Origin of the sequence: Streptomyces sp. NPDC058470, assembly GCF_042721055.1 — a bacterium.
GTDB lineage: Bacteria > Actinomycetota > Actinomycetes > Streptomycetales > Streptomycetaceae > Streptomyces.
This window is the reverse complement of the sequence record NZ_JBHXMF010000033.1, coordinates 45,956-72,190: the sequence shown is the minus strand read 5'-3', so window position 1 is coordinate 72,190 and position 26,235 is coordinate 45,956. Positions and strand designations below refer to the sequence as shown.

General features: G+C 70.9%; 27 protein-coding genes and 1 riboswitch. Of the genes, 14 read left to right on the top strand and 13 right to left on the bottom strand.

The genetic code is table 11. The features are described 5' to 3' along the window. The 3 genes from ACFWP7_RS24080 to ACFWP7_RS24070 all read right to left on the bottom strand — a co-directional run. On the bottom strand, positions 1-382 hold a 382-nt coding region (locus ACFWP7_RS24080; RefSeq protein WP_384384399.1), incomplete at its 3' end, for an ALF repeat-containing protein. A 449-nt stretch (positions 383-831) separates the two neighbouring features. After that, the gene (locus tag ACFWP7_RS24075) at positions 832-936 is read right to left on the bottom strand and encodes a hypothetical protein (RefSeq protein ID WP_384384487.1); all 105 of its coding nucleotides are present in this window, start codon (positions 934-936) and stop codon (positions 832-834) included. A gap of 532 nt (positions 937-1,468) precedes the next feature. Next, positions 1,469-1,840 (bottom strand): winged helix-turn-helix transcriptional regulator, encoded by a 372-nt coding sequence (locus ACFWP7_RS24070; RefSeq protein ID WP_384384397.1) that lies wholly within the window; start codon positions 1,838-1,840, stop codon positions 1,469-1,471. A gap of 89 nt (positions 1,841-1,929) precedes the next feature. Here ACFWP7_RS24070 and ACFWP7_RS24065 point away from each other — a divergent pair, with 89 nt between their 5' ends. Together ACFWP7_RS24065 and ACFWP7_RS24060 are read left to right on the top strand one after the other, a co-directional pair. Beyond that, on the top strand, positions 1,930-2,769 hold the full coding sequence (locus ACFWP7_RS24065) for an SDR family oxidoreductase (RefSeq protein ID WP_384384394.1): 840 nt from the start codon (positions 1,930-1,932) through the stop codon (positions 2,767-2,769). A gap of 765 nt (positions 2,770-3,534) precedes the next feature. Further along, positions 3,535-4,323, top strand: a complete 789-nt coding sequence (locus ACFWP7_RS24060) for a hypothetical protein (protein ID WP_384384391.1) — start codon at positions 3,535-3,537, stop codon at positions 4,321-4,323. Positions 4,324-4,571: 248 nt separating this feature from the next. Here the strand turns inward: ACFWP7_RS24060 and ACFWP7_RS24055 are convergent, their stop codons facing one another. Together ACFWP7_RS24055 and ACFWP7_RS24050 are read right to left on the bottom strand one after the other, a co-directional pair. Continuing rightward, entirely contained in the window at positions 4,572-5,309 is a 738-nt protein-coding gene (locus tag ACFWP7_RS24055) for a polysaccharide deacetylase family protein (RefSeq protein WP_384384389.1), read from the bottom strand. Next, complete coding sequence (locus tag ACFWP7_RS24050; RefSeq protein WP_384384386.1) at positions 5,306-6,712, bottom strand: glycosyltransferase; 1,407 nt, start codon at positions 6,710-6,712, stop codon at positions 5,306-5,308. Before ACFWP7_RS24050 ends, ACFWP7_RS24055 begins: the two co-directional genes overlap by 4 nt. Positions 6,713-6,878: 166 nt before the next feature. Between ACFWP7_RS24050 and ACFWP7_RS24045 the strand changes: the two genes are divergently transcribed. The 6 genes from ACFWP7_RS24045 (at position 6,879) to ACFWP7_RS24020 (ending at position 12,197) form a co-directional block, all read left to right on the top strand. Further along, a complete protein-coding gene (locus ACFWP7_RS24045) occupies positions 6,879-7,307 on the top strand; it encodes a BlaI/MecI/CopY family transcriptional regulator (RefSeq protein WP_384384383.1) in 429 nt (142 codons plus the stop codon). A 4-nt stretch (positions 7,308-7,311) separates the two neighbouring features. Further along, positions 7,312-8,313: a M56 family metallopeptidase gene (locus tag ACFWP7_RS24040; RefSeq protein WP_384384380.1), complete on the top strand. Its 1,002-nt coding sequence runs from the start codon at positions 7,312-7,314 to the stop codon at positions 8,311-8,313. A 136-nt stretch (positions 8,314-8,449) separates the two neighbouring features. Further along, positions 8,450-9,388: an ABC transporter ATP-binding protein gene (locus ACFWP7_RS24035; RefSeq protein WP_384384377.1), complete on the top strand. Its 939-nt coding sequence runs from the start codon at positions 8,450-8,452 to the stop codon at positions 9,386-9,388. Continuing rightward, positions 9,385-10,224 carry an ABC transporter permease gene (locus ACFWP7_RS24030; RefSeq protein WP_384384374.1) on the top strand — a complete coding sequence of 280 codons (840 nt, stop codon included), beginning with the start codon at positions 9,385-9,387 and terminating at the stop codon, positions 10,222-10,224. Before ACFWP7_RS24035 ends, ACFWP7_RS24030 begins: the two co-directional genes overlap by 4 nt. Positions 10,225-10,245: 21 nt before the next feature. Then, positions 10,246-11,532, top strand: coding sequence for a sensor histidine kinase (locus ACFWP7_RS24025; protein WP_384384372.1), 1,287 nt, complete (start codon positions 10,246-10,248; stop codon positions 11,530-11,532). After that, positions 11,529-12,197 (top strand): response regulator, encoded by a 669-nt coding sequence (locus tag ACFWP7_RS24020; protein ID WP_384384369.1) that lies wholly within the window; start codon positions 11,529-11,531, stop codon positions 12,195-12,197. The genes ACFWP7_RS24025 and ACFWP7_RS24020 overlap by 4 nt, the downstream gene beginning before the upstream one ends. A gap of 38 nt (positions 12,198-12,235) precedes the next feature. Here the strand turns inward: ACFWP7_RS24020 and ACFWP7_RS24015 are convergent, their stop codons facing one another. The 3 genes from ACFWP7_RS24015 to ACFWP7_RS24005 all read right to left on the bottom strand — a co-directional run bounded on the left by ACFWP7_RS24015 (position 12,236) and on the right by ACFWP7_RS24005 (position 14,503). After that, positions 12,236-12,613, bottom strand: coding sequence for a winged helix-turn-helix domain-containing protein (locus ACFWP7_RS24015; protein ID WP_384384366.1), 378 nt, complete (start codon positions 12,611-12,613; stop codon positions 12,236-12,238). 21 nt (positions 12,614-12,634) lie between these two features. After that, entirely contained in the window at positions 12,635-12,961 is a 327-nt protein-coding gene (locus ACFWP7_RS24010) for a hypothetical protein (RefSeq protein WP_384384363.1), read from the bottom strand. 336 nt (positions 12,962-13,297) lie between these two features. Further along, positions 13,298-14,503, bottom strand: a complete 1,206-nt coding sequence (locus ACFWP7_RS24005; RefSeq protein ID WP_384384360.1) for an AbrB family transcriptional regulator — start codon at positions 14,501-14,503, stop codon at positions 13,298-13,300. A 208-nt stretch (positions 14,504-14,711) separates the two neighbouring features. Between ACFWP7_RS24005 and ACFWP7_RS24000 the strand changes: the two genes are divergently transcribed. Next, the gene (locus tag ACFWP7_RS24000; protein WP_384384484.1) at positions 14,712-15,389 is read left to right on the top strand and encodes a response regulator transcription factor; all 678 of its coding nucleotides are present in this window, start codon (positions 14,712-14,714) and stop codon (positions 15,387-15,389) included. Next, the gene (locus ACFWP7_RS23995; protein ID WP_384384357.1) at positions 15,386-16,855 is read left to right on the top strand and encodes a sensor histidine kinase; all 1,470 of its coding nucleotides are present in this window, start codon (positions 15,386-15,388) and stop codon (positions 16,853-16,855) included. Before ACFWP7_RS24000 ends, ACFWP7_RS23995 begins: the two co-directional genes overlap by 4 nt. A 103-nt stretch (positions 16,856-16,958) precedes the next feature. Here ACFWP7_RS23995 and ACFWP7_RS23990 read toward each other — a convergent pair whose 3' ends face one another. The 5 genes from ACFWP7_RS23990 to gcvT all read right to left on the bottom strand — a co-directional run bounded on the left by ACFWP7_RS23990 (position 16,959) and on the right by gcvT (position 21,715). Beyond that, positions 16,959-17,144 carry a hypothetical protein gene (locus ACFWP7_RS23990; protein WP_384384354.1) on the bottom strand — a complete coding sequence of 62 codons (186 nt, stop codon included), beginning with the start codon at positions 17,142-17,144 and terminating at the stop codon, positions 16,959-16,961. Between the two features lie 79 nt (positions 17,145-17,223). Continuing rightward, entirely contained in the window at positions 17,224-18,591 is a 1,368-nt protein-coding gene (locus ACFWP7_RS23985) for an L-serine ammonia-lyase (RefSeq protein WP_384384350.1), read from the bottom strand. A 151-nt stretch (positions 18,592-18,742) separates the two neighbouring features. After that, positions 18,743-20,029, bottom strand: coding sequence for a serine hydroxymethyltransferase (glyA, locus tag ACFWP7_RS23980; protein ID WP_384384348.1), 1,287 nt, complete (start codon positions 20,027-20,029; stop codon positions 18,743-18,745). A gap of 14 nt (positions 20,030-20,043) precedes the next feature. Further along, positions 20,044-20,421, bottom strand: a complete 378-nt coding sequence (gene gcvH, locus ACFWP7_RS23975) for a glycine cleavage system protein GcvH (protein WP_384384346.1) — start codon at positions 20,419-20,421, stop codon at positions 20,044-20,046. A 175-nt stretch (positions 20,422-20,596) separates the two neighbouring features. Beyond that, on the bottom strand, positions 20,597-21,715 hold the full coding sequence (gene gcvT / locus ACFWP7_RS23970) for a glycine cleavage system aminomethyltransferase GcvT (RefSeq protein WP_384384343.1): 1,119 nt from the start codon (positions 21,713-21,715) through the stop codon (positions 20,597-20,599). A 147-nt stretch (positions 21,716-21,862) separates the two neighbouring features. Next, a riboswitch (glycine riboswitch) is annotated at positions 21,863-21,960 on the bottom strand. Positions 21,961-22,200: 240 nt separating this feature from the next. Between gcvT and ACFWP7_RS23965 the strand changes: the two genes are divergently transcribed. The 4 genes from ACFWP7_RS23965 (at position 22,201) to ACFWP7_RS23950 (ending at position 26,195) form a co-directional block, all read left to right on the top strand. Continuing rightward, the gene (locus ACFWP7_RS23965; RefSeq protein WP_384384340.1) at positions 22,201-22,869 is read left to right on the top strand and encodes an AAA family ATPase; all 669 of its coding nucleotides are present in this window, start codon (positions 22,201-22,203) and stop codon (positions 22,867-22,869) included. A gap of 120 nt (positions 22,870-22,989) precedes the next feature. Then, positions 22,990-23,793 (top strand): enhanced serine sensitivity protein SseB, encoded by an 804-nt coding sequence (locus tag ACFWP7_RS23960; protein ID WP_384384338.1) that lies wholly within the window; start codon positions 22,990-22,992, stop codon positions 23,791-23,793. 160 nt (positions 23,794-23,953) lie between these two features. Then, positions 23,954-24,748, top strand: coding sequence for an enhanced serine sensitivity protein SseB C-terminal domain-containing protein (locus ACFWP7_RS23955; RefSeq protein ID WP_384384335.1), 795 nt, complete (start codon positions 23,954-23,956; stop codon positions 24,746-24,748). 448 nt (positions 24,749-25,196) lie between these two features. Further along, complete coding sequence (locus ACFWP7_RS23950; protein ID WP_384384332.1) at positions 25,197-26,195, top strand: ABC transporter permease; 999 nt, start codon at positions 25,197-25,199, stop codon at positions 26,193-26,195. The last annotated feature ends 40 nt before the right edge of the window (positions 26,196-26,235 follow it).

Genomic DNA, 26,235 nt, shown 5'->3' with positions numbered 1-26,235 from the left:
CGGCGGTGCCGTCGAGGGCCTTGCCGGCTTCCCTGCGTACGGCCTTGCCGGTGGCGGGGTCGGCCAGAATCGTGGCGATGGCGACGGTGTTGTCCTCGTCCTGGGCGATCCAGCGGCCGGTCTCCAGGAAGTAGGTCCTGTCCGCGGCGGTGCCGTCGAGGGCCTTGCCGGCTTCCCTGCGTACGGCCTTGCCGGTGGCGGGGTCGGCCAGAATCGTGGCGATGGCGACGGTGTTGTCCTCATCGGTCGGTTCCGTCGCGACCGACATGGTGACGGGTGCGGATGCCGATGCGGTGGCCGTGGCGAAGGACGGCGTGGAGAGCAGCAGGGCCGGGGCCAGCGCGCCCGCGGCCACGACGAGCGCCGCACGGGTCAGTCTCATGTTCTTGTCCCCCCATGGGTGATGACTCACTGACTGTTCCTCGTCAGCGACGAGATCATTTCATGGGCGTACCCCGCGCGACAGGCCCGGAATCGGCAGCTTTCATCAGAGGTTCACTGAACTCACCGGCGCGCATCGGGCCGACCCCGTGCACCGGTACCTGCTCCGGACGGCGATCCTCGGAGCACGGCTGCTCGACCGGCCTGCCAAGGAGTTCCTGGGCACGCCCCCCGGTCCAGGGCGCGAAGCAGGTTTCCCTTGCCTGGCGCATTGGTCTACTCCACGCTGGCGTCGGTCGAAGCCTCTGCGGAGTCGGCCGCGCACCGATCGTAGGGCCGCCGCCGGTCAGCATCGGCAGGTCGCGGTCATCGGACGAGGGGGATGGCATGTCGAACAGGTGCTGCCGCTGTTGCCGCAGAGCGAGATCGGCCTGCGGCCGCCGCCATCACCTACACGAGACGGGTATGGACGCCGATGCCGCCGGAGACGATCAGATTGTCCCCTGTTATGTAGCCGGCGCCGTCGGATGCGAGGAAGGCGACAGCCTCGGCAATGTCTTCGGCACGAAGGAAGACCTCATCGGCGGCAGCCAGGAGGGGTTCGTCACCCTCCTGACGGAAACCGTCCGCGAACAGCCCGTCGATGCAGGCGCCTGGGAGGCGTTACGTGCCGCGTTCAAGGCCGCGCTCTCCCTCCATACAGGTCCTGAGCGGGCGCTGGAGCGCTTCCGCCTGGTGCACACCACCGACTCGCTGCGCGCGGCCTATCTTGGGAAGCGCGTGCGCTGCCAGGAGGAGCTACTGCCACTGCTCGAAGCCAGACTGGCGCCTTCGGGGACGGACAGAGGGCAGGCCCGCGCCATCGTGGCGACAGCGTTCGCGTGCTTCGATGCCGCCACTGCGACCTGGCTCGAAGGCAACGGGCGGGGCGACATTCTTGACCTGTACGACCAGGGCCTGGCTGCGGTACGCAGCTAGGCCCTGTCGTCACATTCCCGTCGTCGCGAGGCAGACGGGAATGTGACGACAGGACCTAACGCTCTCGCAAACGGACCCTTGCCGCGGATGTGCGGCAGCTGCTGGCAAGTTATCCCGTGGTGCGCGGTGACAGCCGCTGTGTGATCCGGTCGAACAGATCTGTCAGCGGCTCACCGACTTCCCGGCCGAACTCGGTCAGCCCGTAGGTGACCTGGGGCGGCGTCGTCGGCTCCACCTCCCGCCAGACCAGGCCGTCCTGGACCAGCGCGCGCAGAGTCTGGGCGAGCATCTTCTCGCTGATGCCCTGGATGCTCTCGCGCAGCTCGTAGAACCGAAGGCTGTTGCTCCGCAAGGAGATCAGCACCCAGACGCCCCACCTGCTGGTCACATGGTCGACCACATCGCGCGCGGGGCAGTCGGTGTGAAACACGTCATACGGCTTCCCCGTCCCGGCCTGTCTGTGCTGCACGCCTTCCACCATGTCAGGAGCTTACCTCGGGGTATGTCCTTACCAAAAGTTAGCCCAGCTCCTAGCGTGCGGGCCACAGAGCACATGACAAGGAGCTGATCATGATCGTGGTGACCGGGGCTACCGGAAATATCGGCCGGCCGTTGACGCAGGCACTGGCCGAGGCGGGCCGGCAGGTGACGGCTGTGTCACGGCACGCGGCGGCGGTGCCGAACGGCGTCCGCCACGTGGTGGCCGACCTGACCGAGCCGGCCGGCCTCAAGCCCGCGCTGGCCGGGGCGAAGGCGCTGTTCCTGCTGCTCTCCGGCGACCTGCACGCCACTGGAGCAGGCCCTGCCGACATCATCGGCGAAGCCGCGGCCGGCGGGGTCCGCCGGGTCGTCCTGCTCTCCACGCTGGGCGTGGTGACCAGGCCCTTCGGCACCACGCGGATCGCGATGCGCGCGCTGGAGGACACGCTGCGGGAGTCCGGCCTGGAGTGGGTCATCCTGCGGCCGGGCGGCTTCGCCTCCAACGCTCTCTGGTGGGCCGATTCCGTCCGCACGCAACAGGTCGTCCCCGCGCCCTTCGGCGACGTCGGGGTGCCGATCATCGACCCGGCGGACATCGCCGCGGTCGCGGCGGCCTGCCTGCTGGATGACCTGCACACCGGCGGCGTCTACGAGCTGACCGGCCCGGAGGTGATCACTCCGCGCCGACAGGCGGCGGCCATCGCCGCCGCGCTGGGCTCACCGGTGAGGTTTCACGAGCTGACCCGCGACGAGGCCAAGGCCGCCATGACGCAGAGCATGCCGGCCGAGCTCGCCGACGACACCCTGGACATCCTCGGTTCCCCGAACCCGGCCGAACTGCGCGTCAGCCCGGACGTCGAGCGGGTCCTCGGCCGCGCCCCGCGCCCCTTCGCCGACTGGGCCACCCGCAATGTCGCCGCGTTCCGCTGAGACAGGCGATGACATGTTCATCGGCGTCGACGCCGATGTGTCCGACCTCTACATCGGGCAGCCGACCGATGTAGAGGTCGCGCCGCCGCGCCTGGCGATGGTCTCCGACAACGCGCAGGCCGGTCCCCAATGGCGCGCTCGGCGCGGACAACAACCTGCTGTCCGGTCTCGACGGCCCGCACAACCGCAAGACCGGCCTCGAAAGTCCACAACCTCCTCATCGACTACCTGGCGCCGCTGGACGGCGTTGAAGGACGTGGCCCTCTGCGGCAACGGCTTCACCGCCCCACCCAGCCCGCAGCCCGTTTCTCTGCTCCGACCACGCCGCTCTCGCGGGCACGGCCAACCAGCTTCGGCATCTACACGGCCGAACCCGGCACCCAGGACGCCGAACGCCCGGCCCTCCTGTCCGTAGTGGGGACACAGCCAAGGATCGGATGAGCACCCTGCCCGGGCCACGGGCGGGCCGCCACCGAACAGGTCCTGTGGCAGGTCGTCCTCCGGGTTGCGCAACCGGTTCGCCCCCACCACCGGTACTGACAGGCCGAGCCGCCCCAGGACCTCATGAGTCCGGTCCGGACCATGACGTGGACACCCCCGGATCGCCGATACCACCGTCCGCACGCCGCTGACCAGCCCATTGGTCAGCGTGTTCAGGTTGTGTTCAGGCTCGGACGAGCCTTGGGCAACTCGGGTACCGGAAGCGCCAAAACTCTGGCAAAGGGGTCTGGGGCAAGCACTGGGCCCCGTGCCATCGTGCCTGCCATGACGACAGATCACCTCACTCACGACCGACCTCCGCGCTCCGCGCGACACGCGGCGAGCAAGGTGCCGGAGGTGACCGTCTACTTCTGGATCATCAAGGTGCTGACGACCGGCATGGGCGAGACGGCCTCCGACTGGCTGGCCCACCTGTTCGGCCCGATCCCTGCGGTCGGCCTCGGCGGCATCGCCCTGGTGGCCGCCCTGACGGTGCAGTTCGCCGTCCGGCGGTACGTGGCCTGGATCTACTGGACCGCGATCGTCATGGTCAGTGTGTTCGGCACGATGGCCGCCGACGTCCTGCACGTCGGCCTCGGCGTGCCCTATGCGCTCTCGACCCCCTTCTTCATGGCCGCGCTGGCTGCCGTCTTCGCCCTCTGGTACCGCAGCGAGAGCACCCTGTCCATTCACAGCGTGCACACCCGGCGTCGCGAGATCTTCTACTGGGCCGCCGTTCTGGCCACGTTCGCGCTGGGCACCGCCGCGGGCGACCTGACCGCCACGATCGGCTTCGGTTACCTGGGTTCCGCCGTCCTGTACGCCGCCGCGATCTCCGTTCCGGCCGTCGCTCACCGCTGGGGCAGCCTGAACGCGGTCGCCGCTTTCTGGGCGGCGTACGTCATCACCCGCCCGCTCGGTGCCTCCGTCGCGGACTGGATGGCCCTCGGCCATGACCGGGGCGGGCTCGGCCTGGGTCTGGGGCCGGTCACGCTGTCCTGGACGGTGGCCATCCTCGGCTTCGTCGGCTATCTGGCCGTCTCTCGCAAGGACGTCGGCCACGATATGCCGTGACGTCCGGTACCGCCTGCGGGGCTGTCCGCCGCCGGGATCCGCGCGTTGCCCAGGCTCCAAGAGCCGTGAGGCGAACGGGGGCGGAACGTCGGCCCCCAGACGCGGGCCGTCGAACGTGACCCTCAAGTGGCCTGGTGCGTCCAGGAGTTCCGGTGAGCCGGCGGCGCTCCGTGTACGTCGTACGTCGTAAGTAGTCCCCGGCGATGGCGACGATGCGCGATCGGCGGGAGCGTGTCGACCTCGATGCGTCAGGCCGGGCGGGGCCATCCGTGGTCGCGCAACCGGCCTACCTCGTAGCCCCGTTGCTCACAGGTGTCGAGGATGCGGGGGAGCGCGCCCAGGGCGGAGCGCCAGGCGCCCGGGGCGGACGTGCAGTCGGAGTCGTGGAGCAGGATGGTGCCGCCGCCGTCCAGGTCGGATGTGACGGTGTGATGGACGGATGCCGGTGTGGCGCGGGCGGTCCAGTCCTCACCCCAGCAGGTCCACAGCACGGGGGTGAGACGGAGGCGGTGGGCCCCGAGATGGGCGGCGGTCGACATGACGCCGTACGGGGGCCGGAACAGGGTGGGTTGCAGTCCGGTGATGTCGGCGACGGTGTCACGGGCGCGGGCGAAGTCGTCGTACGTGGCGCGGGGGCCGCGTAGCAGCAGCGGGCGGTGCAGCCAGCCGTGGATGCCGATTTCGTGTCCCGCCGCGGCGATCTCGCGGACCAGGCCGGGCGAGCGGTGCGCCTCGCGGCCCAGCAAAAAGAAGGTCGCCCGGATTCGGCGCGCGGCCAGGAGGCGCAGGAAGTGCGGGGTGGACAGCGGGTCGGGTCCGTCGTCGAAGGTCAGGGCGATGTGGTCCGGGCGGCCCCGGCCCGAGAGGCGGGGCATGGTGCGGTTGCGCAGTGGCCCGAAGGTGGAGATGGCGGGTGCGCAATGGGCGGCTGCGAGGGCGGGCAGGGCGGCGAGAGCGGCGGTACGGAGCAGCCGTGCGGCGGTCACGAGTGAGGGCCCTCGGTGTGGGAGGGGAGGCCCGGGGGCGGGTCGTCCGCGTCGTCCGGGTCGAGACTGTGCCCGATGGCGTGGATCATGCCGGGGCCGTCGTACGCGGTGGCGATCCCCGTGCCTACGGCGCAGGCCCACACCGCGGATGCCACGGCGGCTGTGGCGAGGAGTCGGCGTGCCCCGCGGCGCCGTCGACGCGCGGTGGGCCGGGCGGGCAGCGGAGGCGTACCCGCGTGGTGAACGCGCGCTATCTCCGCGGCGGGTCCGCCGTCGGGCTCGGCGGCGAAGAGGGCGAGCCCGACCGTGCGTTGGCTCAGTCCGAGCGAGCCGTCGATCAGGTCGCACAGCACGGACTTGAGGCCGGCCGGGTCACGGATCCAGACGGCCGCGCCGGCCTCCTCCAGAGCAGCGGCGTTGGTCAGACCGTGGCCCGGTATGCACCGGTAGCTCGCCACGGGCAGACCGGTGGCGAAGGCCTCCAGGGAGCTGAGCCCGCCGGCGTTCTGGACCAGCACGTCGGCGGCGTGCATCAGGGCGGGCATGTCGTCGACCCAGCCATAGGCGTGTTCGATGCCGTCCGCTCGAAGCCGCTCGGCCAGCGTCTCGTTGCGGCCGCAGACGACCACGGGGACGGCGGCGCCGCAATCGCGCAGTTCCAGGGCGACCTGCCGGACGGGGCCGACCCCCCAGGAGCCGGCCACGAGCAGCGCCAGCGGAGCGTTCTCCGGCAGCCCGAAGCGTGCCCGGGCCGCGTCGCGCTCCCGCGCGCTGCCGGGACGGAACCGCGGATCCACCACCGGGCCCCCCACCCTGACGTTCCGCGCTCCGGCGGCCCGCGCCTGGGCGGCGGGTACGGCGTGTGCGGCGAGGTGGACGTCGACACCGTCGGCCACCCACAGCGGGTGCACGGAGAAGTCGGTGAGATACGTGAGGACGGGCGCGGCCAGCCGCCCGCGCAGCCGCAGGCTGCCCAGGACACGGCTGGCCCCCGGGTACGTGGAGACGACCGCACCGGTGTCGGGGTGCAGGGCGCCCAGCATGCGCTCCTCGGCGGTTCGCAGCAGGACTGCGGCCAACGGCCCGCCACCGCCTGCGCGTTCCGTACTGCGGTAGACCCGCTGGTAGGCCCAGGGGGCCTGGACGAGCATGCGGTGGTAGCCGTCCCGGACGAGCCGTCCCAGGCGGGCCGGCAGCAGGTCCAGCAGGTCGAACCGGTCCACGACGAGGCCGTGGGCCGTGAGCCGGCGGGCCAGTTCGGCGGCGGCGCCGTCGTGGCCGGCGCCGATGCTCGCCGAGACGATCGCGACGCGTTCGGCCCGTGCCGTGGCCGGCACCGGATCGGGGTGCAGGGTGGCGGCCGCCAGGGCGCGCGGATGTGCCGAACTTCCGAGGTGGGGCATGGGCTCGTTCCTCCGCAGGTGGAGTGGGCGGCCAGACTCTACAACATGTAGTAGGTAAACTCGTACAAGATGTAGTAGTTCCCGTGATGGAGATTCCTCCGCCGTCCTACATGCCGTAGTAGGTCCGCCGGTAGGCTGGGGTGCCGAACGGGAAGGCGGGTGAACGATGGGCGACCGGACGAGCGGCGGAAGTGACCGCGGCGGAAGCGGCGGGGCGACCGGCAGAAGAGCACGCGGGGAACTGGAAAGCGGCGTCCTCGCCGCCCTGTGGGCCGCGCACGAGCCGCTGACCGCACGGCAGGTCCTGGAGCGGCTGACCGGAGATCTCGCCTACACGACGGTGCTGACGATCCTGTCGCGCCTGCACGACAAGGGCATGCTCCTGCGGCATCCAGCCGGTCGCGGATACGCGTACGCGCCCGTCCGGGACGAGGCGTCCGACACCGCCGTACGGATGCACGGCCTGCTGGAGCGCGGCTCGGACCGGGAGGCGGTGCTCACCCGCTTCGTCAACGAACTCTCCCAACAGGACGAGCAGTTGCTGCACCGCCTGCTGGGCGAGCAGGGCGCCGGACGCAGCGACGACGGGCCGTGAACCGGTGAGGATCAGCGTCTACATCCCCCTCCTTGTCACCGTGGTCCTCGCGATGCTCGCCCCCCGGGCGGCCCGGCGGCCGGCACCGCGGCCCGCGGCCTGGTCCCTGGCGTGCGCGGCGCTCGTGACGGCGACCGGCTGGCTCGGCTCACTGGCCCTGCTGGCCTTCACCGGGTTCGCGCAGATACCCGAGGTCGCCGAGGAGGGCCACTGGTCGGTGGCCGCTCTGCGCACCCAGGACCCGGTCTCCCTGGCCGTCGCGGCCCTCAGCGCCCTGACCTTGACGGCGGGGCTCGTATCGCTGGGCGTGGCGGCCGTCCGGCAGGGCCGACACGTCCTGTGGGCCCGCCGTGAATGCCACCGGGTGCCCGGGGACACGGAACTCGTGGTGCTCGACGACGAGGCCCCGCAGGCGTTCGCGCTTCCCGGCGCCCCCGGACGGATCGTGGTGTCCCGGGGAATGCTGCGCTGCCTCGGTGACGCGGAGCGCGAGGCACTCCTGGCGCATGAGCGGGCCCATCTGCGAAGCCGTCACCATCTCTTCCAGGCCGTGTGGAGACTCACCGCGGCCGTCAACCCGCTGCTGCGACCGTTGGCCGAGGCAGGCGGGTTCGTACTGGAGCGCTGGGCCGACGAGGAGGCCGCGGCCCACGTGGGAAGCCGTACGGTCGTGGCCCGCGCGGTCGGTCGGGCGGCGCTTGCCTCCGTCGGGGCGGGGCGCCCCGCTGCCCTGGCCGCGACCGGTGGCGAGGTGCCGCAGCGAGTGCGGGCCCTGCTGGCACCGCCTCCCGCGCGCCGCGCCCTGCCCTTCGTGGCGGGCGCCCTTCTGCTGACCCTGTGCTGTGCCAGCCTGGCCAACGCCGCGTCGGACAGCGAGAGCCTGGTCGACAGCGCGGAGCGGGCCCAGTGCGCCGCGAACGCCGGGGCGTCGGGCGCGGGGCATCCCGCGCTGCGGCCGGATGCCTGCTGCGACCACCGCGACGGAACCGGATGGCGCCGCGGGTAGCCGCGTAGTACCGGGGTACTACGCGCCCGCCGCTGTTCAGCCTCCCGGTACCACGGGATCGGGGTGATCCGGCTCTTAGCGTTGCCGGTGAGGCGTCGGAAGCGACGCACGCCGGAGCCCGACAGGGAGAGCGCGCATGATCGACGCACGGCAGTTGACCAAGAGGTACGGCGTGAAGACGGCCGTCGACGGGCTGGACTTCGTCGTGAAGCCAGGCACGGTGACGGGCTTTCTGGGGCCCAACGGCGCGGGAAAGTCCACGACCATGCGCATGATCATCGGCCTCGACGCCCCGACGAGCGGCTCCGTCGCCGTGAACGGCCGGCACTACGCCCGCCACCAGGCGCCGCTCCAGGAGGTCGGCGCCCTCCTGGAGGCGAAGTCGATCCACCCGGGCCGGTCGGCGTACAACCACCTCAGGGCACTCGCGCTGACCCACGGCATTCCGGACCGCCGGGTCGAGGAGGTCATCGACCTCGCCGGACTGGGCAGCGTGGCGAAGACGCGGGCCGGCGCCTTCTCCCTCGGGATGGGCCAGCGGCTGGGCATCGCGGCGGCGCTGCTGGGCGATCCGCAGACGGTGATGCTGGACGAGCCGGTCAACGGGCTGGACCCGGAGGGCGTCCTCTGGATCCGCAACCTGCTGAAGGGGCTCGCCGACGACGGACGGACGGTGTTCGTGTCCTCCCACCTGATGAGCGAGATGGCTCTGGTGGCGGACCACCTGATCATCGTGGGACGCGGCCGGCTGCTGGCCGACACGACCGTCGCGGATCTGATCCGCGAGGCGGGCGGCGACACGGTGAAGGTGGCGACACAGGATCCGGCGCGGCTGCGGGACGTGCTGGCCGGGCCGGGCGTCGACGTCACCGGCCGGATCGGCTCCGAGGAGCTGCAGGTGACCGGGCTGACCGCCCGCGACATCGGACAGAAGGCCGCCGAGCACGGGATCGCGCTGTTCGAACTGAGCGCGCGGACCGTGTCACTGGAGGAGGCGTTCATGGACCTGACCAGGGACGCCGTGGAGTACCACGGCTCCACGACCGGGATCGAAACCCTTGGGAGGCCCGCGTGAGCACCCTCACCGCAACCACCGACGAGCACCGGAGCACCCCCGCCCGCCCCGCATACCGGGTGACCGGACGGCGTGTGCTCTCCTCCGAATGGGCCAAGCTGTGGTCCCTGCGCTCGACCTGGATCACCCTGGGCCTCGGACTGTTGTTCCTGGTGGCCTTCGGCCTGATCTCCGCGAGCCGCTACAAGTCGGGGATCGACTCCGGCCGCTTGGACCGGGACTTCGCCGATTCGACGGCGGTGAGCCTGTCGCTCTTCGGTACGAACTTCGCGCAGCTGGCCCTCGGAGTGCTCGGCGTACTGGTCACCGCGGGCGAGTACTCGACCGGCATGATCCGCTCGACGCTCGCCGCGGTCCCCCGCCGGCTGCCCGTGCTGTGGTCCAAGGCGGCCGTGTTCGGGCTGGTCGCGCTGGCCGTGGGGACACTGGGCGGGTTCGTCGCCTTCCTGATCGGGAGCGGAATCGTCTCCGGCACACCCGCGGCCATGAGCCTTTCGGACGCGGGCGTCCTGCGGAGCCTGCTGGGCGCGGGGCTCTACCTCGGTCTGGTCGGCGTGATCGGCACGGCCCTGGGGGCGCTGCTGCGGTCGGTGGCCGGCGGGATCTCGGTGCTGGTGGCCACCCTGATGCTGATCCCGGGACTGATCTCCCTGCTGCCGAGCTCCTGGCAGAACGACATCAGCCCCTACCTGCCGTCCAACGCGGGGGAGTCGATGTTCGCGCTGACACACGACTCCACGACCCTGTCACCGGGCGCCGGACTGCTGGTCTTCCTCTGCTGGACGGCGCTGGCGCTGGGCGGCGCGGCGTACCGGCTCGTGCGCAGCGACGCCTGACGCCTGCACCATGGACAGGTGATGCCCGTGACCACCGATGACCTCAGCGGGATGGGACCGCTGGTCGCCCGACTTTCCCGGGGCGGCCAGCGGTTGCGGCAGGCCGACCGGACGCATCCGTGGGTGCTGGACACCGCGGTCGTCGTCCTGGTCTTCCTGATGTTCTGTCTGCCCGACCTGTTCCACGGCGGTGTGGACGACGGCGACGGTCCGCGCCGGTTCCGCCTCGCCTTCACCCAGCTGCCCGTCGCGGGAATCCTGGCCTTCCAGGCCGGACTCGTTCTGCCCCTGCTGTGGCGGCGACGCAAACCCCTCGTGGCGTTCGCCGCCATCACGGCGGTGTTCGTCCTCCAATGGTCCATGGGCGCTGCGCTGCGCGCGGACGTCGCCCTCTTCGTCGCCCTGTACAGCCTCGCCCTGCACGGACGGCTCAGGCAGCTGCCGTGGGCCTGTGCGGCCATGGCGGGCGCCATGGCACTGGTCGCGGTTCAGGCGTCCTCGGCCGTATCCGTGTGGGACGCGCTGTTCTTCCTGCTGAGCACGGCGACCGCGGCCCTCGCGCTCGGCCTGATGGTGCGCATCCGCCGGGCCCAGCTCGCCGGACTGCGGGACCGGGCCGCCCAGCTGGAGATCGAGCGCGACCAGCGCAGCAGGCTGGCCACGGCCACCGAACGCACCAGGGTCGCCCGTGAGATGCACGACATCGTCGGCCACAACCTGTCCGTCATCATCACGCTGGCCGACGCCGGCTCGTACGCAAGCGACATCGCTCCGGAACGCGGCAAGGAGGCCCTGCAGCTCATCGGCGACACCGGCCGACAGGCTCTCGGCGAACTGCGGCGTGTGCTCGGCGTGCTGCGCGAGGCGGCGAGCGGTCCGACGGTCGGGCCCGAACTCAGCCCACAGCCCGGCATCGCGGATGTCGAAGCGTTGTGCGCCAAGGTGCGCGCCGCCGGTCGCGAGGTCGTCTACCGGACCTCCGGCGAGGTGGACGCCCTGGACAGCGGGGTGCAGCTGACGGTGTATCGCATCGTCCAGGAAGCCCTCACCAACACGCTGAAGCACGCCGACACCGACACGCGGGTGCGTCTGGCGATCGTCGAGAAGGACACCCGGCTGACCATCCGGGTCCAGGACACCGGCCCGGCCACACAGACCGGACCACCGAACGAGGAAGGACACGGCCTGGTGGGCATGCGGGAGAGAGCGGCTCTTTACGGCGGAACCGTCAGCACGGGGCCGACGGTCGGCGGGGGATGGAGCGTCGAGGCCGTCCTCGACCTCACACCCCAAGGCGGCGCCCGGTGACCACTGTGCTCATCGTGGACGACCAGCCGCTGCAACGCTACGGCTTCCGCCTGCTCCTGGACTCCGTCCCCGAGACCGATGTCGTCGGCGAGGCCGCCCACGGCGCCGAAGCCGTCCGCAAGGCCGCCGAACTACGCCCGGACGTCGTCCTGATGGACATCCGCATGCCCGGCATGGACGGCATCGAGGCCACCCGCCGCATCGTCGCCGCCGGCGAGCGTTCCCGCATCCTCGTGCTCACCACCTTCGACCTCGACGAGTACGTCCACGCCGCCCTCCGCGCCGGCGCCAGCGGCTTCCTCCTCAAGGACGCGCGCCCGGAGGAACTCCTCGCCGGCATCCGCGCCGTCGCCGTGGGCGACGCCGTCATCGCGCCCGCCCTCACCCGCCGCCTCCTGCACGAGTTCGCCCGCTACGTCCCCGCTCACCGCCAGGACCCTGCCGAGGACCCTGGCCTCGGCTCCCTCACCGAACGCGAACGCGAAATCCTCGTCGCCGTCGGCAAGGGCTGGACCAACGGCGAGATCGCCACCCGGTTCGTCCTGTCCGAGTCCACCGTCAAGACCCACGTCGGCCGCGTCCTGGCCAAGATCGGCGCCCGTGACCGCATCCAGGCCGTGATCTTTGCCTACGACCACGGCCTCGCACTGCCCAGCGTGGACTGAACCGACGAGCGGAGACCGGAAGACCAGCAGCCTGCTCGCTACCGCCGTGCCGGGGGCGTCCGCCGGATTGCCACGCGGTAACCGTGCCTCCCCGCAGAGAGGTGATGCGGGGCAGGCTGCCGGGGTGGGCCGAGATGCCGGCGGCCTCGGTGAGGGCGCCGCCACAGGCCGGCCATGGTGACGTCCAGGGTCTTGGAGGAGCCGAGCCGGATCTCGTCCCGGAACTCGGCCATCAGGGTTTCCCGGGAGACGGCCTGTCCTGTGCGCCGGGCCAGGACGGCGAGCAGGCCGAACTCCTTGGGACACAGCTCGATGTCCTTGTCGTGCAGCGGCGGGCTGCGTCGTCGAGTGCGAGGTCGGACGTACGGACGGTTCCCGCGAGGGCGTGGCGACGACCCGGCGGCGCAGACGGGCACGGAGCCGGGCGAGCAGCACGGTCAGGCTGAACGGCTTGACGAGGCAGTCATCGGCCCCGCGTCCAGCCCGGCGATGACGTCGATGTCGTCCATGCACACCGTCACGATGACGCTCAGCAGGATCCGGGTGCCGAACCCGCACGGCGCGCGACGTCCATACCGTCCGTGTCGGGCAGCAGTACGTCGGACGGGGTGCGCGCGGCCTCCGCCGGAGTGGCCGAACCCTGTCCGGCTCAAGGTCGGTGCACAGCCGTTGCCGAGCAGGCCGGTCACCAGATGGCGGCCGATGGTGTCCTCAATCACGAGGGCGCGGTGGCGGCTGTGGTCGGCGGTCGCGTGCGTACGCATGCTGGAAAGCGGTAGGAGCGGGCGAGGCGCTCGGCCCGCCCGCTCCCGGCCGCTCACAGGTCACGCAGCTCCCGCACGGCCGGCCGGCGCCGCGGGTGCCGTTCAGCGCGGCAGCCAGTACGGCGACGACGGCCGCGCCCGCCGTCAGGGCGAGGTGGCCGCCCGGCACCGACAGGCTCGCGGGCGGCGGATCGAGGGCCCTGGACCTGCTTCGGCACCTCCTGGCCCACCTGGACCGATGCCCCGCGTGCAGACAGCCCACCCCGTGGCAGCACTACGACAGGACTCGACAAAGCACTGCCGGCCGGGACCGGACAGGCCCGGGGCGCTCCGGAGCTACGGCGTCTGCCGCTTCGGACGGCCGCTCGGCACCACGAGCCGGATGACCCAGGGCATCGCCAGGACGACGATCAGCAGCCGCAGGCTCTGCACGGTGGAGACCAGCGCCACATCGGCGTGGGAGGTGACCGCGGTGGCCAGGACCGCGTTGATGCCACCCGGGGTGGTCGCGAGATAGGCGTCGACCACGGGTGCTCCGGTGGCTTTCGCGAACACCCAGGCCATCCCCGCACAACCGAGGCAGACGGCCGCCGTCGCCACCACGAGCGACGGCAGCAGCGAGCGGACACGTACGACAGTCGCGCGGGTGAAACGGAGTCCCACGTCCAGGCCCACCAGGACGAAGACACCGTTCTGGAGGACCCCCGTCGGCGCGAAGCCCGGCAGGAGCCCGCTCATCGTCGCTGCGAGCGCCACCATCATGGGGCCGATGAGCACCGGCGTCGGCAGGCGAAGCCGGCGACCCGCGTGGGCGCCGCACACCGCCACGAGCGCGAGGACGACCAGGCCCGCATCCTGGTCCGAGCCGGCGACCAGTGGCAGCAGCCGCCCGACCGGGTTCCCGCCACCCGCCGCCGTGGCCCCCGCGTCCGCCGGGGGCGACGCCAGCCAGTGGGCGACGAGCGGGGCGGTGGACGCCACCAGCCCGACCCGCAGGTACTGGGTGAAGGCGACGAGCCGGACGTCGGCTCCCAGCTCGTCGGCGCAGGTGACGATCGCGGCCGAGCCGCCGGGCGCCATACCGAGAACCGCACTGGGACGGGTGATCCGGCCACGGCGGGCCAGGCACCAGGCGACCGCCACACTCAGGACGAGGGTGGCCACGGTCACCACGGTCAGGGGCAGTGCCATCGGCGCCGCCGCTGCCAGCGCGGCCGGTGTCAGATAACTGCCCATCAGCGCACCGGCCACCGCCTGGGACGAGCGGTTCGCGGCCTCCGGCAACCGGTCCCTGACCACACCCGACAGGCTCAGGGCGGCGCCCACCAGCAAAGCCGCCAACAGGAACGGGGAAGGGAGGCCCAAGGCCGAGGCGGTGGCGCCCACCAGGTAGCCACCTAAGACGATTATGGCCCAGCGACCTGCCGACGTCCGGGCTGCGGCTCTGCCCGCCGGGGTCCCGAGCCCGGTGGCCGGCGGTGCGGAAGGGCCTGACGGATCGTGCTCTCGCCGTTCTCGCTGCTGGACCGGGTGAGGAGTCATGTCGTCGGCGCCTCTCGTGGGGGGAAAGGACGCTGTCCGCAGGTTCGACCGCTGTACGGACGCGCTGTCGGTAACTGTGCCCGGGGGCGCCTGTGCTGCTCCTGAGAGCACCTGAGAGCCAGCTGAGAGCCCTCCGGCCCGCCGTCTAGACTCAGGACCGGTGCATCGGGTGACCGCGTGGAGCCCGGCCGAGCAGGAGGAGTCGCCGGTGCGCGTGCTGGTGGTCGAGGACGAACCGCACATCGCCGGCGCCGTCGAACGGGTGCTGCGCGCCGAGGGATTCGGTGTCGACGTCGCCGAGGACGGCAAGAAGGGCTTGCTGCTCGCCCGGCGCAACGAATACGCCGTCATCGTCCTGGACCTCATGCTTCCGCTGCGGAACGGCTATGACGTGTGCCGCGCGCTGCGCGCGGCCGAGATCACCACACCGGTGCTGGTCCTCACGGCCAAGGACGGCGAGTACGACGAGGCGGACGCACTGGACCTGGGCGCCGACGACTACCTCACCAAACCGTTCTCGTTCGTCGTGCTGCTCGCCCGGATCCGCGCGCTGTTGCGCCGCACCGCTCCGCAGCGGCTGCCCGTCCTGACCGCGGGCGACCTGTGGCTGGACCCCGGCGCACACCGGTGCGGTCGGGGTGAGAAGGAACTGCCGCTGACGCCGCGGGAGTTCGGCCTGTTGGAGTACCTCCTGCGGCACGCCGACACCGTGGCGAGCAAGAGCGAGCTGCTCGCCGAGGTGTGGGACGCCTGGTTCGAGGGGGACCCGAACATCGTCGAGGTCTACATCGGTTACCTGCGCAGAAAGGTCGACGTCCCCTTCGGCCGCTCCGCCATCGAGACGGTGCGCGGGGTCGGCTACCGACTGGACGGGAGGGGCGGATGACTGCCCTTCAGGCACGGTACCGGCCGGCTCTCGGCCGGATCCGTGCGCGGCTTCCGCGAGGATCGGCGGCATTCGGGAAACTGACCCTGCGGCTCCGCGTGACTCTCGTCGCCACCGCGATCGTCGCCGCCTCCCTGGGACTGGCGGGCGTGGGGCTGCTCCTCTGGCTCGAGCACTCCATGGTGAGCGGGCTCGACACGACGGCACGGCAGCACGTCGACGACGTTGTCTCGCTCGTCGAGCGGGACCGGCTCCACACCATCATTCCGTCGAACGGCGCGGACGTGGACGTGACGGAGGTCCTCGACTCCTCGGGCCGCATGCTGGCCAGTTCGTACGTCGGCAGCGACCCTTCGGTGGCCGGGCACTTCCCGTACCCGCTGCCCGCCCCCCTGCGCGCGGGACACGCGATGACGCTGGAGGACCTGAGCATCGGGGACGGCGGCGACTTCCGGGTCGCCGTCCGGACGGCGAGCCTGCGAGGCGAGGACGTCACCGTCATCGCCGCCGTGTCACTCGGTCAGGCGGAGCGCACCGAACACACACTGACGATCGGTCTGGTGATCGGCTGCCCGGCGTTCATCGTGCTGGTGGCCTGGACGGTGTGGCACACGGCGGGACGTACGCTGCGGCCGGTGGAGACGCTGCGACGCCACGCCATGGACATCAGCGACACGGATCTGCACCGCCGCCTGGGTCTGCCGGCGTCCCGCGACGAGATCCACGCCCTCGCGGTCACCCTCAACGAAATGCTGGCACGCCTGGAGGCGGCGTCCGTGACGCAGCGTCGGTTCGTCGCCGATGCCGCCCATGAACTGCGCAGTCCGCTGACCGCGATCCGGGCCCAGTTGGAGGTTCTGGTCCACTATCCGGATCCGGAACGGGACCGCCCGGTCGCCGCCGCGTTGCTGGACGACGTCGAGCGACTGCACGATCTTGTGGAAGGGCTGCTCGCCCTGGCCCGCAGCGAGAATCCCGCACCGCGCTGGTCCCACGACGTCGTGGACCTGGACGAGGTGGTGCTGGGAGAGGTCAGACGCCGGCACGCGCTGACCGGCGCCGGTATCGACGCGAGTTCGGTGTCCGCCGGGCGGGTCCGCGGTGATGCCGACGCCCTGCGCCGCGTGGTGGTCAACCTGCTCGACAACGCCCGCCGGCACGCCGCCGGCCGGATCCGGATCGAGCTGGGCCGCCGGGAGGGGGAGATCGAGCTGACGGTCAGTGACGACGGGGCGGGTATCCCGGCCGCCGATCGGGAGCGGGTGTTCGAACGCTTCACGCGGCTGGACGAGGCCCGTTCCCGCGACACCGGTGGTTCCGGGCTCGGGCTGGCCATCGTCAGCCACGTAGTGGCCCACCACGGCGGATCCGTCACCGCGCACGCGGACCAGCCCCCGGGCGAGGGTGGCCTCGGAGGCGCGAGGATCCGCGTCCTCCTGCCCTCCGCGGAGGGCAACATCGACTGACCGCGGCACCCGGGCCGCGGCTGTCCGCTGCCGGGTCGCGTCATCGGCGCACCGCTGGGCATTTCGTCGGCGGCCCTCGGGCCGAGCAGCTGCGGGCCGGTCATCACACAAGCACCGCCCCGACGGCGGGACGGATGGCGGCAAGAGTGTCCAACTCGCGTGCGATGCCCTGGAGTTCGCCGACCCTGCAACGGCCGCTTCGGCGCAGGTGGCGGCCGGGTGCGGATGGCGCGAAGGTCTCATCGATGCGGCCACGGCCGCGGCCGCGGTGGCGCATCGTGTCGACCACGCTGCGGGCCGTCGCTGCGGGCTGCTCAGGGGATCGATGCCATACGTTCTCGCGAACGCGCTGATCAGGGCTCGTCCCCTCAGCACTCGATGATGTTCACCGCGAGGCCGCCCCGCGCCGTCTCCTTGTACTTGACGCTCATGTCCGCGCCTGTCTCCTTCATGGTCTTGATGACCTTGTCGAGGGAGACCTTGTGGGAGCCGTCGCCGCGCATGGCCATTTTCGCCGCTGTTACGGCCTTGACCGCGGCCATGCCGTTGCGCTCGATGCAGGGGATCTGGACGAGGCCGCCGACCGGGTCGCAGGTGAGGCCGAGGTTGTGCTCCATGCCGATCTCGGCGGCGTTCTCGACCTGTTCGGGGCTGCCGCCGAGGACCTCGGCGAAGGCGCCGGCGGCCATCGAGCAGGCCGAGCCGACCTCGCCCTGGCAGCCGACCTCGGCGCCGGAGATGGACGCGTTCTCCTTGAAGAGCATGCCGATGGCTCCGGCCGCGAGCAGGAAACGTACGACTCCCTCCTCGTCGGCGCCGGGCACGAAGTTGATGTAGTAGTGCAGGACCGCCGGGATGATGCCGGCCGCGCCGTTCGTCGGGGCCGTGACGACCCGGCCGCCCGCCGCGTTCTCCTCGTTCACCGCCATCGCGTAGAGGGTGATCCACTCCATGGCGTGGGCCAACGGGTCGCCCTCGGCGCGGAGTTGGCGCGCGGACATGGCCGCGCGGCGGCGGACCTTGAGACCGCCCGGCAGGATGCCCTCGCGGGACATGCCGCGCGAGGTGCATGCCTGCATGACGCGCCAGATCGCGAGGAGGCCCTCGCGGATCTCCTCCTCCGTCCGCCAGGCCCGCTCGTTCTCCAGCATCAGCGCGGAGATCGACAGACCGGTCTCGCGGGTCAGCCGCAGCAGCTCGTCGCCCGTACGGAAGGGGTACTTGAGGACCGTGTCGTCCAGCTTGATGCGGTCCTCGCCCACCGCGTCGTCGTCGACCACGAAGCCGCCGCCGACCGAGTAGTACGTCTTTTCCAGCACGGGTTCGCCCGAGGCGCCGTACGCGAAGACCGTCATGCCGTTCGCGTGGTACGGCAGCGTCTTGCGGCGGTGCAGGATCAGGTCGTCGGAGAAGGAGAAGTCGATCTCGTGCTCGCCCAGCAGCTTCAGGCGGCCCGCCGACCTGATCTCCTCGACCCGGCCGTCGGCTCCCTCCACGTCCACCGTCCGCGGTGAGGCGCCCTCCAGACCGAGCAGCACCGCCTTGGGGGTGCCGTGCCCGTGGCCGGTCGCGCCCAGGGAGCCGTACAGCTCGGCACGTATCGACACCACCGAGTCCAGCACGGCCTCGTTGCGCAGGCGCCGGGCGAACATGCGTGCCGCGCGCATCGGGCCCACCGTGTGGGAGCTGGACGGGCCGATGCCGATCGAGAACAGGTCGAAGACCGAGATGGCCACGGGAGCTCCTCAAAGCAGGCAAAACAGGGGTGGTGCAAGGGGCGGGCGCCGCCCACAGCTGTCATCCAGTGTGCGCGGCGCCCCGAAGAAACGTACGTTCCAGGCGAATCCGATGACGAAACGCAGGAAACGCGTGAAGCCGTACGAACTTCTACAGGCCGGGATACAGCGGGTGCTTGTCCGCCAGCGCGGACACCCGGGTCCTCAGTGAGTCCGCGTCGGCCGCCCCGAAGGGAGACGGCGCCTTGAGGGCTTCCGCGATGATGTCCGCGACCTCGGCGAAGTCCTCGGTCGTGAAGCCGCGGGTCGCCAGAGCCGGCGTACCGATACGGAGACCCGAGGTCACCATCGGCGGACGCGGGTCGTTCGGGACGGCGTTGCGGTTGACCGTGATGCCGACCTCGTGGAGACGGTCCTCGGCCTGCTGTCCGTCGAGCTCGGCGTTGCGCAGGTCGACCAGGACGAGGTGCACGTCCGTGCCGCCGGAGAGCACCGAGACACCGGCCGACGTCACGTCGTCCTGGACCAGCCGCTCCGCCAGGATCCGCGCACCGTCAAGGGTCCGCTGCTGGCGCTCCTTGAACTCGTCCGTCGCGGCGACCTTGAAGGAGACGGCCTTGGCGGCGATCACATGCTCCAGCGGACCGCCCTGCTGGCCCGGGAAGACCGCCGAGTTGATCTTCTTGGCGAGCTCGGCCGTGGACAGGATCACGCCACCGCGCGGGCCGCCCAGCGTCTTGTGGGTGGTGGTCGTGACGACATGGGCGTGCGGTACGGGGTTGGGGTGCAGGCCCGCCGCCACCAGACCGGCGAAGTGCGCCATGTCGACCATCAGGTACGCGCCGACCTCGTCCGCGATCCGGCGGAACTCGGCGAAGTCGAGCTGACGCGGGTACGCCGACCAGCCGGCCACGATCAGCTTCGGCTGGGACTCCTTGGCGAGCTTCTCGACCTCGGCCATGTCGACCTGGCCGGTGGCGTCGTCCACGTGGTAGGCGACCACGTTGTAGAGCTTGCCGGAGAAGTTGATCTTCATGCCGTGGGTCAGGTGCCCGCCGTGCGCGAGGTTCAGACCCATGATCGTGTCGCCCGGCTTGATCAGCGCGAACATCGCGGCCGCGTTGGCCTGGGCGCCCGAGTGGGGCTGCACGTTGGCGTGCTCGGCACCGAAGAGCGCCTTGACGCGGTCGATGGCGATCTGCTCGATGACATCGACGTGCTCACAGCCGCCGTAGTAGCGGCGGCCGGGGTAGCCCTCGGCGTACTTGTTGGTCAGGACCGAGCCCTGGGCCTCCATGACCGCGACCGGAGCGAAGTTCTCCGAGGCGATCATCTCGAGGGTGGACTGCTGGCGGAGCAGCTCGGCGTCGACGGCGGCGGCGACGTCCGGGTCGAGTTCGTGGAGAGAGGTGTTCAGAAGCGACTTGGGTTCAGACATGGGGCTACGACTCCTCAGCCGGCGGTGAAAGCGGTGTACTCGTCGGCGGAGAGCAGGTCGTCCGGCTCGTCCGCGATGCGCACCTTGAACAGCCAGCCGCCGTCGAAGGGGGCCGAGTTGACCAGGGCGGGGTCGTCCACCACGTCCTGGTTGAACTCCACGATCTCGCCGGTGACCGGCGCGTACAGGTCACTCACCGACTTGGTCGACTCCAGCTCACCGCAGGACTCGCCCGCGGTCACCGTGTCACCGACCTCCGGAAGCTGGGCGTAGACGACATCGCCGAGCGCGTTGGCCGCGAACTCGGTGATGCCGACCGTCGAGACGCCGTCCTCGGCGACCGACAGCCACTCGTGCTCCTTGCTGTAGCGCAGCTGCTGGGGGTTGCTCATGTCCTGAATTCTCCTGTACGCGGGGGAGTGCTGATGACGGGGGGAGGGGTGATGAGCTGGGCGGATGTGTGCCCGGTGGCACGTCCGGCAGGTACGGCCGGGCTGGTTGTCCGATGTGTGCCCCGGTGTCGCTTCTGTCGACCGTGGAGCCCGAAGCCCGGCCTGTGGGCCAGTCTCACTTCTGGCGCTTGTAGAACGGCAGCGCCACGACCTCGTACGGCTCGTGGCTGCCCCGGATGTCCACACCGACTCCGGCGGTACCCGGAGCGGAGTGCGCGGCGTCGACGTAGGCCATCGCGATCGGCTTGCCCAGCGTCGGGGACGGGGCGCCCGAGGTGACCTCGCCGACGACCTTGCCGTCGGCGACGACGGCGTACCCCGCGCGAGGGACGCGACGGCCCTCGGCGATCAGACCGACGAGCACCCGCGGCGGGTTCTCGACAGCCGCCGCGGCGGCTTCGGAGAGCGCCTCGCGCCCCACGAAGTCACCCTCCTTCTCGAACTTCACGACCCGGCCGAGGCCGGCGTCGAAGGGGGTGAGCGAGGTGCTCAGCTCATGCCCGTACAGCGGCATGCCCGCCTCCAGGCGCAGGGTGTCCCGGCAGGACAGACCGCACGGGATGAGCCCGTACGGGGCGCCCGCCTCGGTCAGCGCCTGCCACACCTTCTCGGCGTCGCCGGGGGAGACGAACAGCTCGAAGCCGTCCTCGCCGGTGTAGCCGGTGCGGGCGATGAGGGCGGGGACGCCCGCGACCGTGCCGGGCAGACCCGCGTAGTACTTCAGGCCGTCGAGGTCGGCGTCGGTGAGGGACCTGAGGATGCCGGGGGACTCCGGGCCCTGAACGGCGATCAGCGCGTACGCGTCACGGTCGTCCCGCACGACGGCGTCGAAGCCCGCCGAACGCTCCACGAGGGCGTCCAGCACGACCTGGGCGTTGGAGGCGTTGGCGACAACCATGTACTCGTGTTCCTGAAGGCGGTACACGATCAGGTCGTCGAGGATGCCGCCGTCCGCCCGGCAGATCATCGTGTAGCGGGCGCGGCCGACACCGACCGAGGCGATGTTGCCGACCAGTGCGTGGTTGAGGAGCGCGGCGGCCTGGGGCCCGCCGACCGTGATCTCTCCCATGTGCGAGAGGTCGAAGAGGCCGGCCTTCGTACGGACGGCGAGGTGCTCGTCGCGTTCGGAGCCGTAGCGCAGGGGCATGTCCCAGCCCGCGAAGTCGGTCATCGTCGCGCCGAGCGAGCGATGCAGGGCATCGAGCGCGGTGTGACGGGGTGCGTTGCTGCTCATCGGTGGGGCTCCCAAGGCATGACGGCGAGGTCGTTCCTCCCCATCTGTCATCGGAACCTGAGAGGTTCATCACGACCCCGCGAAACGGTGGTCATGACTTGCACCTTGGGTGGGGCCACTGGTCGGCGGCCCGCTTTTCAGATGTGCCTCGCCCGCGCGGTACGGGGCCTGAGAGATTCAAGGGAGGGACTTGCTCCTTCGGCGCCCGGGGCGACATGCCCCCGGGACTCTCCCGCGCGGATTCAAGCGGCCGGTATGCAGTTGGCGCGCACATCATTGCACGCATCCCGGGGACACGGGAGGGGCACCTTCGAACGCACCCTCACAGCGACCCGCAGTGACTCACGGCGCCTTACAGTGACGTCCTGCAGCGACCTGTAACCAGCCTGTGGCAGTCCGATTACGGAAACAGGAAGCACCGCGCATTACCTTCTCTTTACACTCGGCGGGGATGGGTCTCCAGACCCATGGGGAGGACGGTCACGGTGAACAGGACCACGGCGTACGCGACGACGGCGGGCCTCGCGCTGCCCAAGCAGCCCGGTGCCCCGGCCCGGGAGGTGTGCCACCCGCTCCCGACGGCTGTCGTCCGCGACCTCAGGGACCGCGCGGGACACAGCCCGCACGGCCTGCACTTCGGCAGTTCCGACGTCGTGGTGGTCACCGGACTCCCCGGCAGCGGCAAGTCGACCCTGATGCGCCGCGCCGTCTCGGGCCCGCGCGTCGACTCGCAGGACACCCGCGACCGCTGGGACGGATGGATGTCCCGCTGGCTCCCGTACGCGGTCTACCGCCCCCTCGTCCGCCTCGCCCACTACACGGGCCTGCACCGCGCGTTGCGCTCCGGCGCCGGAGTCGTCGTACACGACTGCGGTACGCAGGCCTGGGTCCGCCGCTGGCTCGCGCGCGAGGCCCGCCGCCGCGGCGGCGCGCTGCACCTGCTGCTGCTCGACGTCACACCGGGCACGGCGCTCGACGGTCAGCGCGAGCGCGGCCGCGGCGTCTCGCGGTACGCGTTCACCCGCCACCGCGGCGCGGTCGCCCGGCTGCTGCGCTCCGTCGAGAAGGGCGACCTGCCGGAGGGCTGCGGTTCCGCGGTGCTCGTCGACCGCGACGCGGCGGACGTGCTGCGCCGGATCGACTTCGGTGGCTGAGAGGGGCGGGGGGAGTGGCTGGGAACCGCCGAAGCGGCCGAGACTGCGTACAAGCCCACTAACCTAGCCAGCCGGAACACCCGAACACCGGAACAGTGGTTCACAGCAGGCGGTAGACAGATGGACTTCCCGCAATTCCCCGACTTCCCCGGCCTCCCGGCGCAGGCCCACCCCCATCCGCACGGCGGATGGCCGGGCAACGAGCTGGAGGAGGTGCTCGCGGCGTCCCTCGGCGTGCCCGCGGGGCCCTCGTCGGGTGCCCGCATCGTCGAGGTCCTCGGCCGCAGCTTCGTCTGGGTCCCGCTGCCGAACGGCGGCGGCCCGCACAGCGGCCCGCTCGACCTTCCCACGCTGGAGATCGCGGGCCAGGCGTACGTCCCCGTCTTCAGCTCCGAGGAGCAGTTCCGCCAGGTCACCGGCGGGCACATGTCGTTCACGATCGCGCCCGCCGTCGAGTTCGCCCGCGGGCTGCCCCCGCAGGCCGGCATCGTGGTCAACCCGGACGGTGTGGTCGGCGTACCGCTGCCGCCCCTCGCGGTCGCCGAGCTGTGCCGCGCCGGGCATACGCCGCTGGACGGATCCGCGAGCGGCGGCCGGGTGCGGCTCTTCGAGCCCGACTGGCAGGACGACCCGGTGGACTTCCTGTCCGCCGCCTCCGCCGAGTTCGCCGGGACCGGCGTCGTGCTGACCGCCCGCCGCTGCCTGGCCGGCATCGAGGGCGGCTCGCCCGTGATGTTCATCGGCGTCGAACTCTCCCTGTGGGAGGGCGAGGCCCGCACGCTCCCCCTGGACGCGCTGGGCCGTGCGCTGGGCCGGGTCCCGGTCGACCGCCCCGTGAACCTCGTCCTCCTGGACATCACCCAGGACCCGGTGGGCGACTGGATGCGCGAGCGGGTGCGGCCCTTCTACCAGCACGGCCACTGAGGGCGCCCAAAAGAGGCGCGAGCGACCGCCCCGCGGTCGCGGTACGGCAGCAAGTCCCCAGCTCTCATGCGGCTTTCCAGCGGAGCGTCCCGCGCCGGTGTCAGGGTCGCCGCTTAAGCTGGTTTCATATCCGGGGCAACTTCGCGAAGGGGCGGTACAGGTGAGCGCCAGCGGCACCGCGGCCGGGCAGGTCGAGCACATGCTGCGCCAGGTGACGCCCGGGCGTTACGACGCCTACGAGGCGCTCCTTCGCGCGCTCGCGGCCCCGTCGGCAGGCCAGGTCTGGATGCTGCTCTGGCACGGCCAGTCCGGCTCCCCGGACGCACAGTACGGAAACATGCAGGTGGACGGCTTCGGGTACGCACCCTGTGTGACCTCCGCCCAGGAGCTCTCGGCCAGCGGCTGGAACCGTTCGTACGAGGTGGTGGACGGCCTCGACGTCGCCCGCACCCTGTACCCCGACCAGTTCGGTCTCTGGCTGAACCCGCACGCCCCCGGCGGCGGCGTCGGCATCCCCTGGCTCGATCTGCGCCGTATCGCCACGGGCCTGGAGCGCCAGCCCGCGGGCCCGCTCAGGCTCTCCGAGCCGGGCATCGAGATCCCGCAGTTCTACGCCCTGCTCACACAGAACGCGCACCGCACGTCCGCCGTGCGCTCGCTGCGCCGGGCCTGGGTACAGCCCGCGCTCGGGGCGCCCTACCTGGCCATCGGCCTCGATGTGTACGACACCTCGCCGCCGGCCGTCGACTCGGTGCGGGCGATGATGCAGCAGTCGATCGGCGCTGTGCCGGACGGGCTGCCCGTCTCGACCGTCGCGATGTCCGACGAATACGACCCGGTGGCGATGTGGCTGCGGTCCCACGCGCGGCCCTTCTACGACCGCGAGGCGCACGCGGCTCCGGCGCAGGCACCGGTGGCCGGTGGCTACGGCTATCCGCAGTCCCGGTCATACTGATCCCTGTTCCACAGCGAAACCCGTCCTCGCCCCGCCATGTCCTGATCTCCGCATGTCGTGATCTTGCGTCTGACCTGCGGGTCGGCAGGCGTAAGGGTTGGATGTCCCCTTTGAGGCTGACACCAGCCGAAAGAGCGTCCCATGGCCCTTTCCGCCCCAACTGCCCCCTGTCCGCCCCGCGTTACCCACTGTTCGGATAACGGAATCCACTTAACCGCATCACGGTTGCGCATACTTTCGCCGTCAGACCTGGCACGTGATCGTGGCGGCCATGAAGACTCCCGTGTCAGACATGGGGTCCTCGATCCTGTGAGTGAGTGCAAGTCGTCGTAACAGCCCGGGTTTCCAGGCCGCACCATCTGCGGCCGTTCCCGGCATGCAAGTGAACCAAGCCGCAGACAGCGGCAGGCGTAGGCCGGTTACCACCGGTCAGAGGGGTCGGGTCATTGTGACCGCACCGATCGAGACCACCGGGTCGGAAACGGGAGTACAGCCGGAGGCTGTGCTGGCCGGTGTCGACAAGGGGCAGATCGAGGGCCGTTCCCTGGGGCAGATCGCCTGGACGCGCTTCAAGCGCGACAAGGTGGCGGTCGTCGGCGGTGTCATCGTCGTGCTGCTCATCCTGGTGGCGGCGCTCTCGCGCCCCATCCAGGCGGTGTTCGGACTCGACCCGAACGCCTTCAACCAGGACCTGATCGACCCCAACACCTCGCTGCCCCTGGGTGATTTCGGCGGGATGAGCTGGGCGCACCCGCTCGGAGTGGAGCCGAAGTTCGGGCGCGACATCGCCACCCGCATCCTGGAAGGCTCCTGGGTCTCGCTGGTCGTCGCCTTCGGAGCCACGATCCTCTCGAACGTGATCGGCACGATCCTCGGAGTGGTCGCCGGTTACTACGGCGGACGGGTCGACTCGATCATCAGCCGGCTGATGGACACCTTCCTGGCCTTCCCGCTGTTGCTCTTCGCCATCGCGATCTCCGCGACGCTGCAGGGCGGCGCGTTCGGCCTGGAAGGGCTACCGCTGCACATCAGCGTGCTGATCTTCATCATCGGCTTCTTCAATTGGCCCTACCTGGGACGCATCGTCCGCGGCCAGACCCTGGCCCTGCGGGAGCGCGAGTTCGTCGACGCCTCCCGAGGGATGGGCGCGAGGGGGCCGTACATCCTCTTCCGAGAGCTGCTCCCGAACCTGGTCGGCCCGATCATCGTCTACTCGACGCTGCTCATCCCGACCAACATCCTCTTCGAGGCCAGCCTGAGCTTCCTGGGCGTCGGCATCCAGCCCCCGCAGGCGTCATGGGGAGGCATGCTCAGCGAGGCCGTCACCTATTACGAGGTCGATCCGCAGTTCATGATCGTGCCCGGCCTCGCGATCTTCGTCACCGTGCTGGCGTTCAACCTGCTCGGCGACGGTCTCCGCGACGCTCTCGACCCGCGCAGCCGCTGACTTGCGGTAGCGGCGAGTGCCCAACAAGTTTCCGACAATG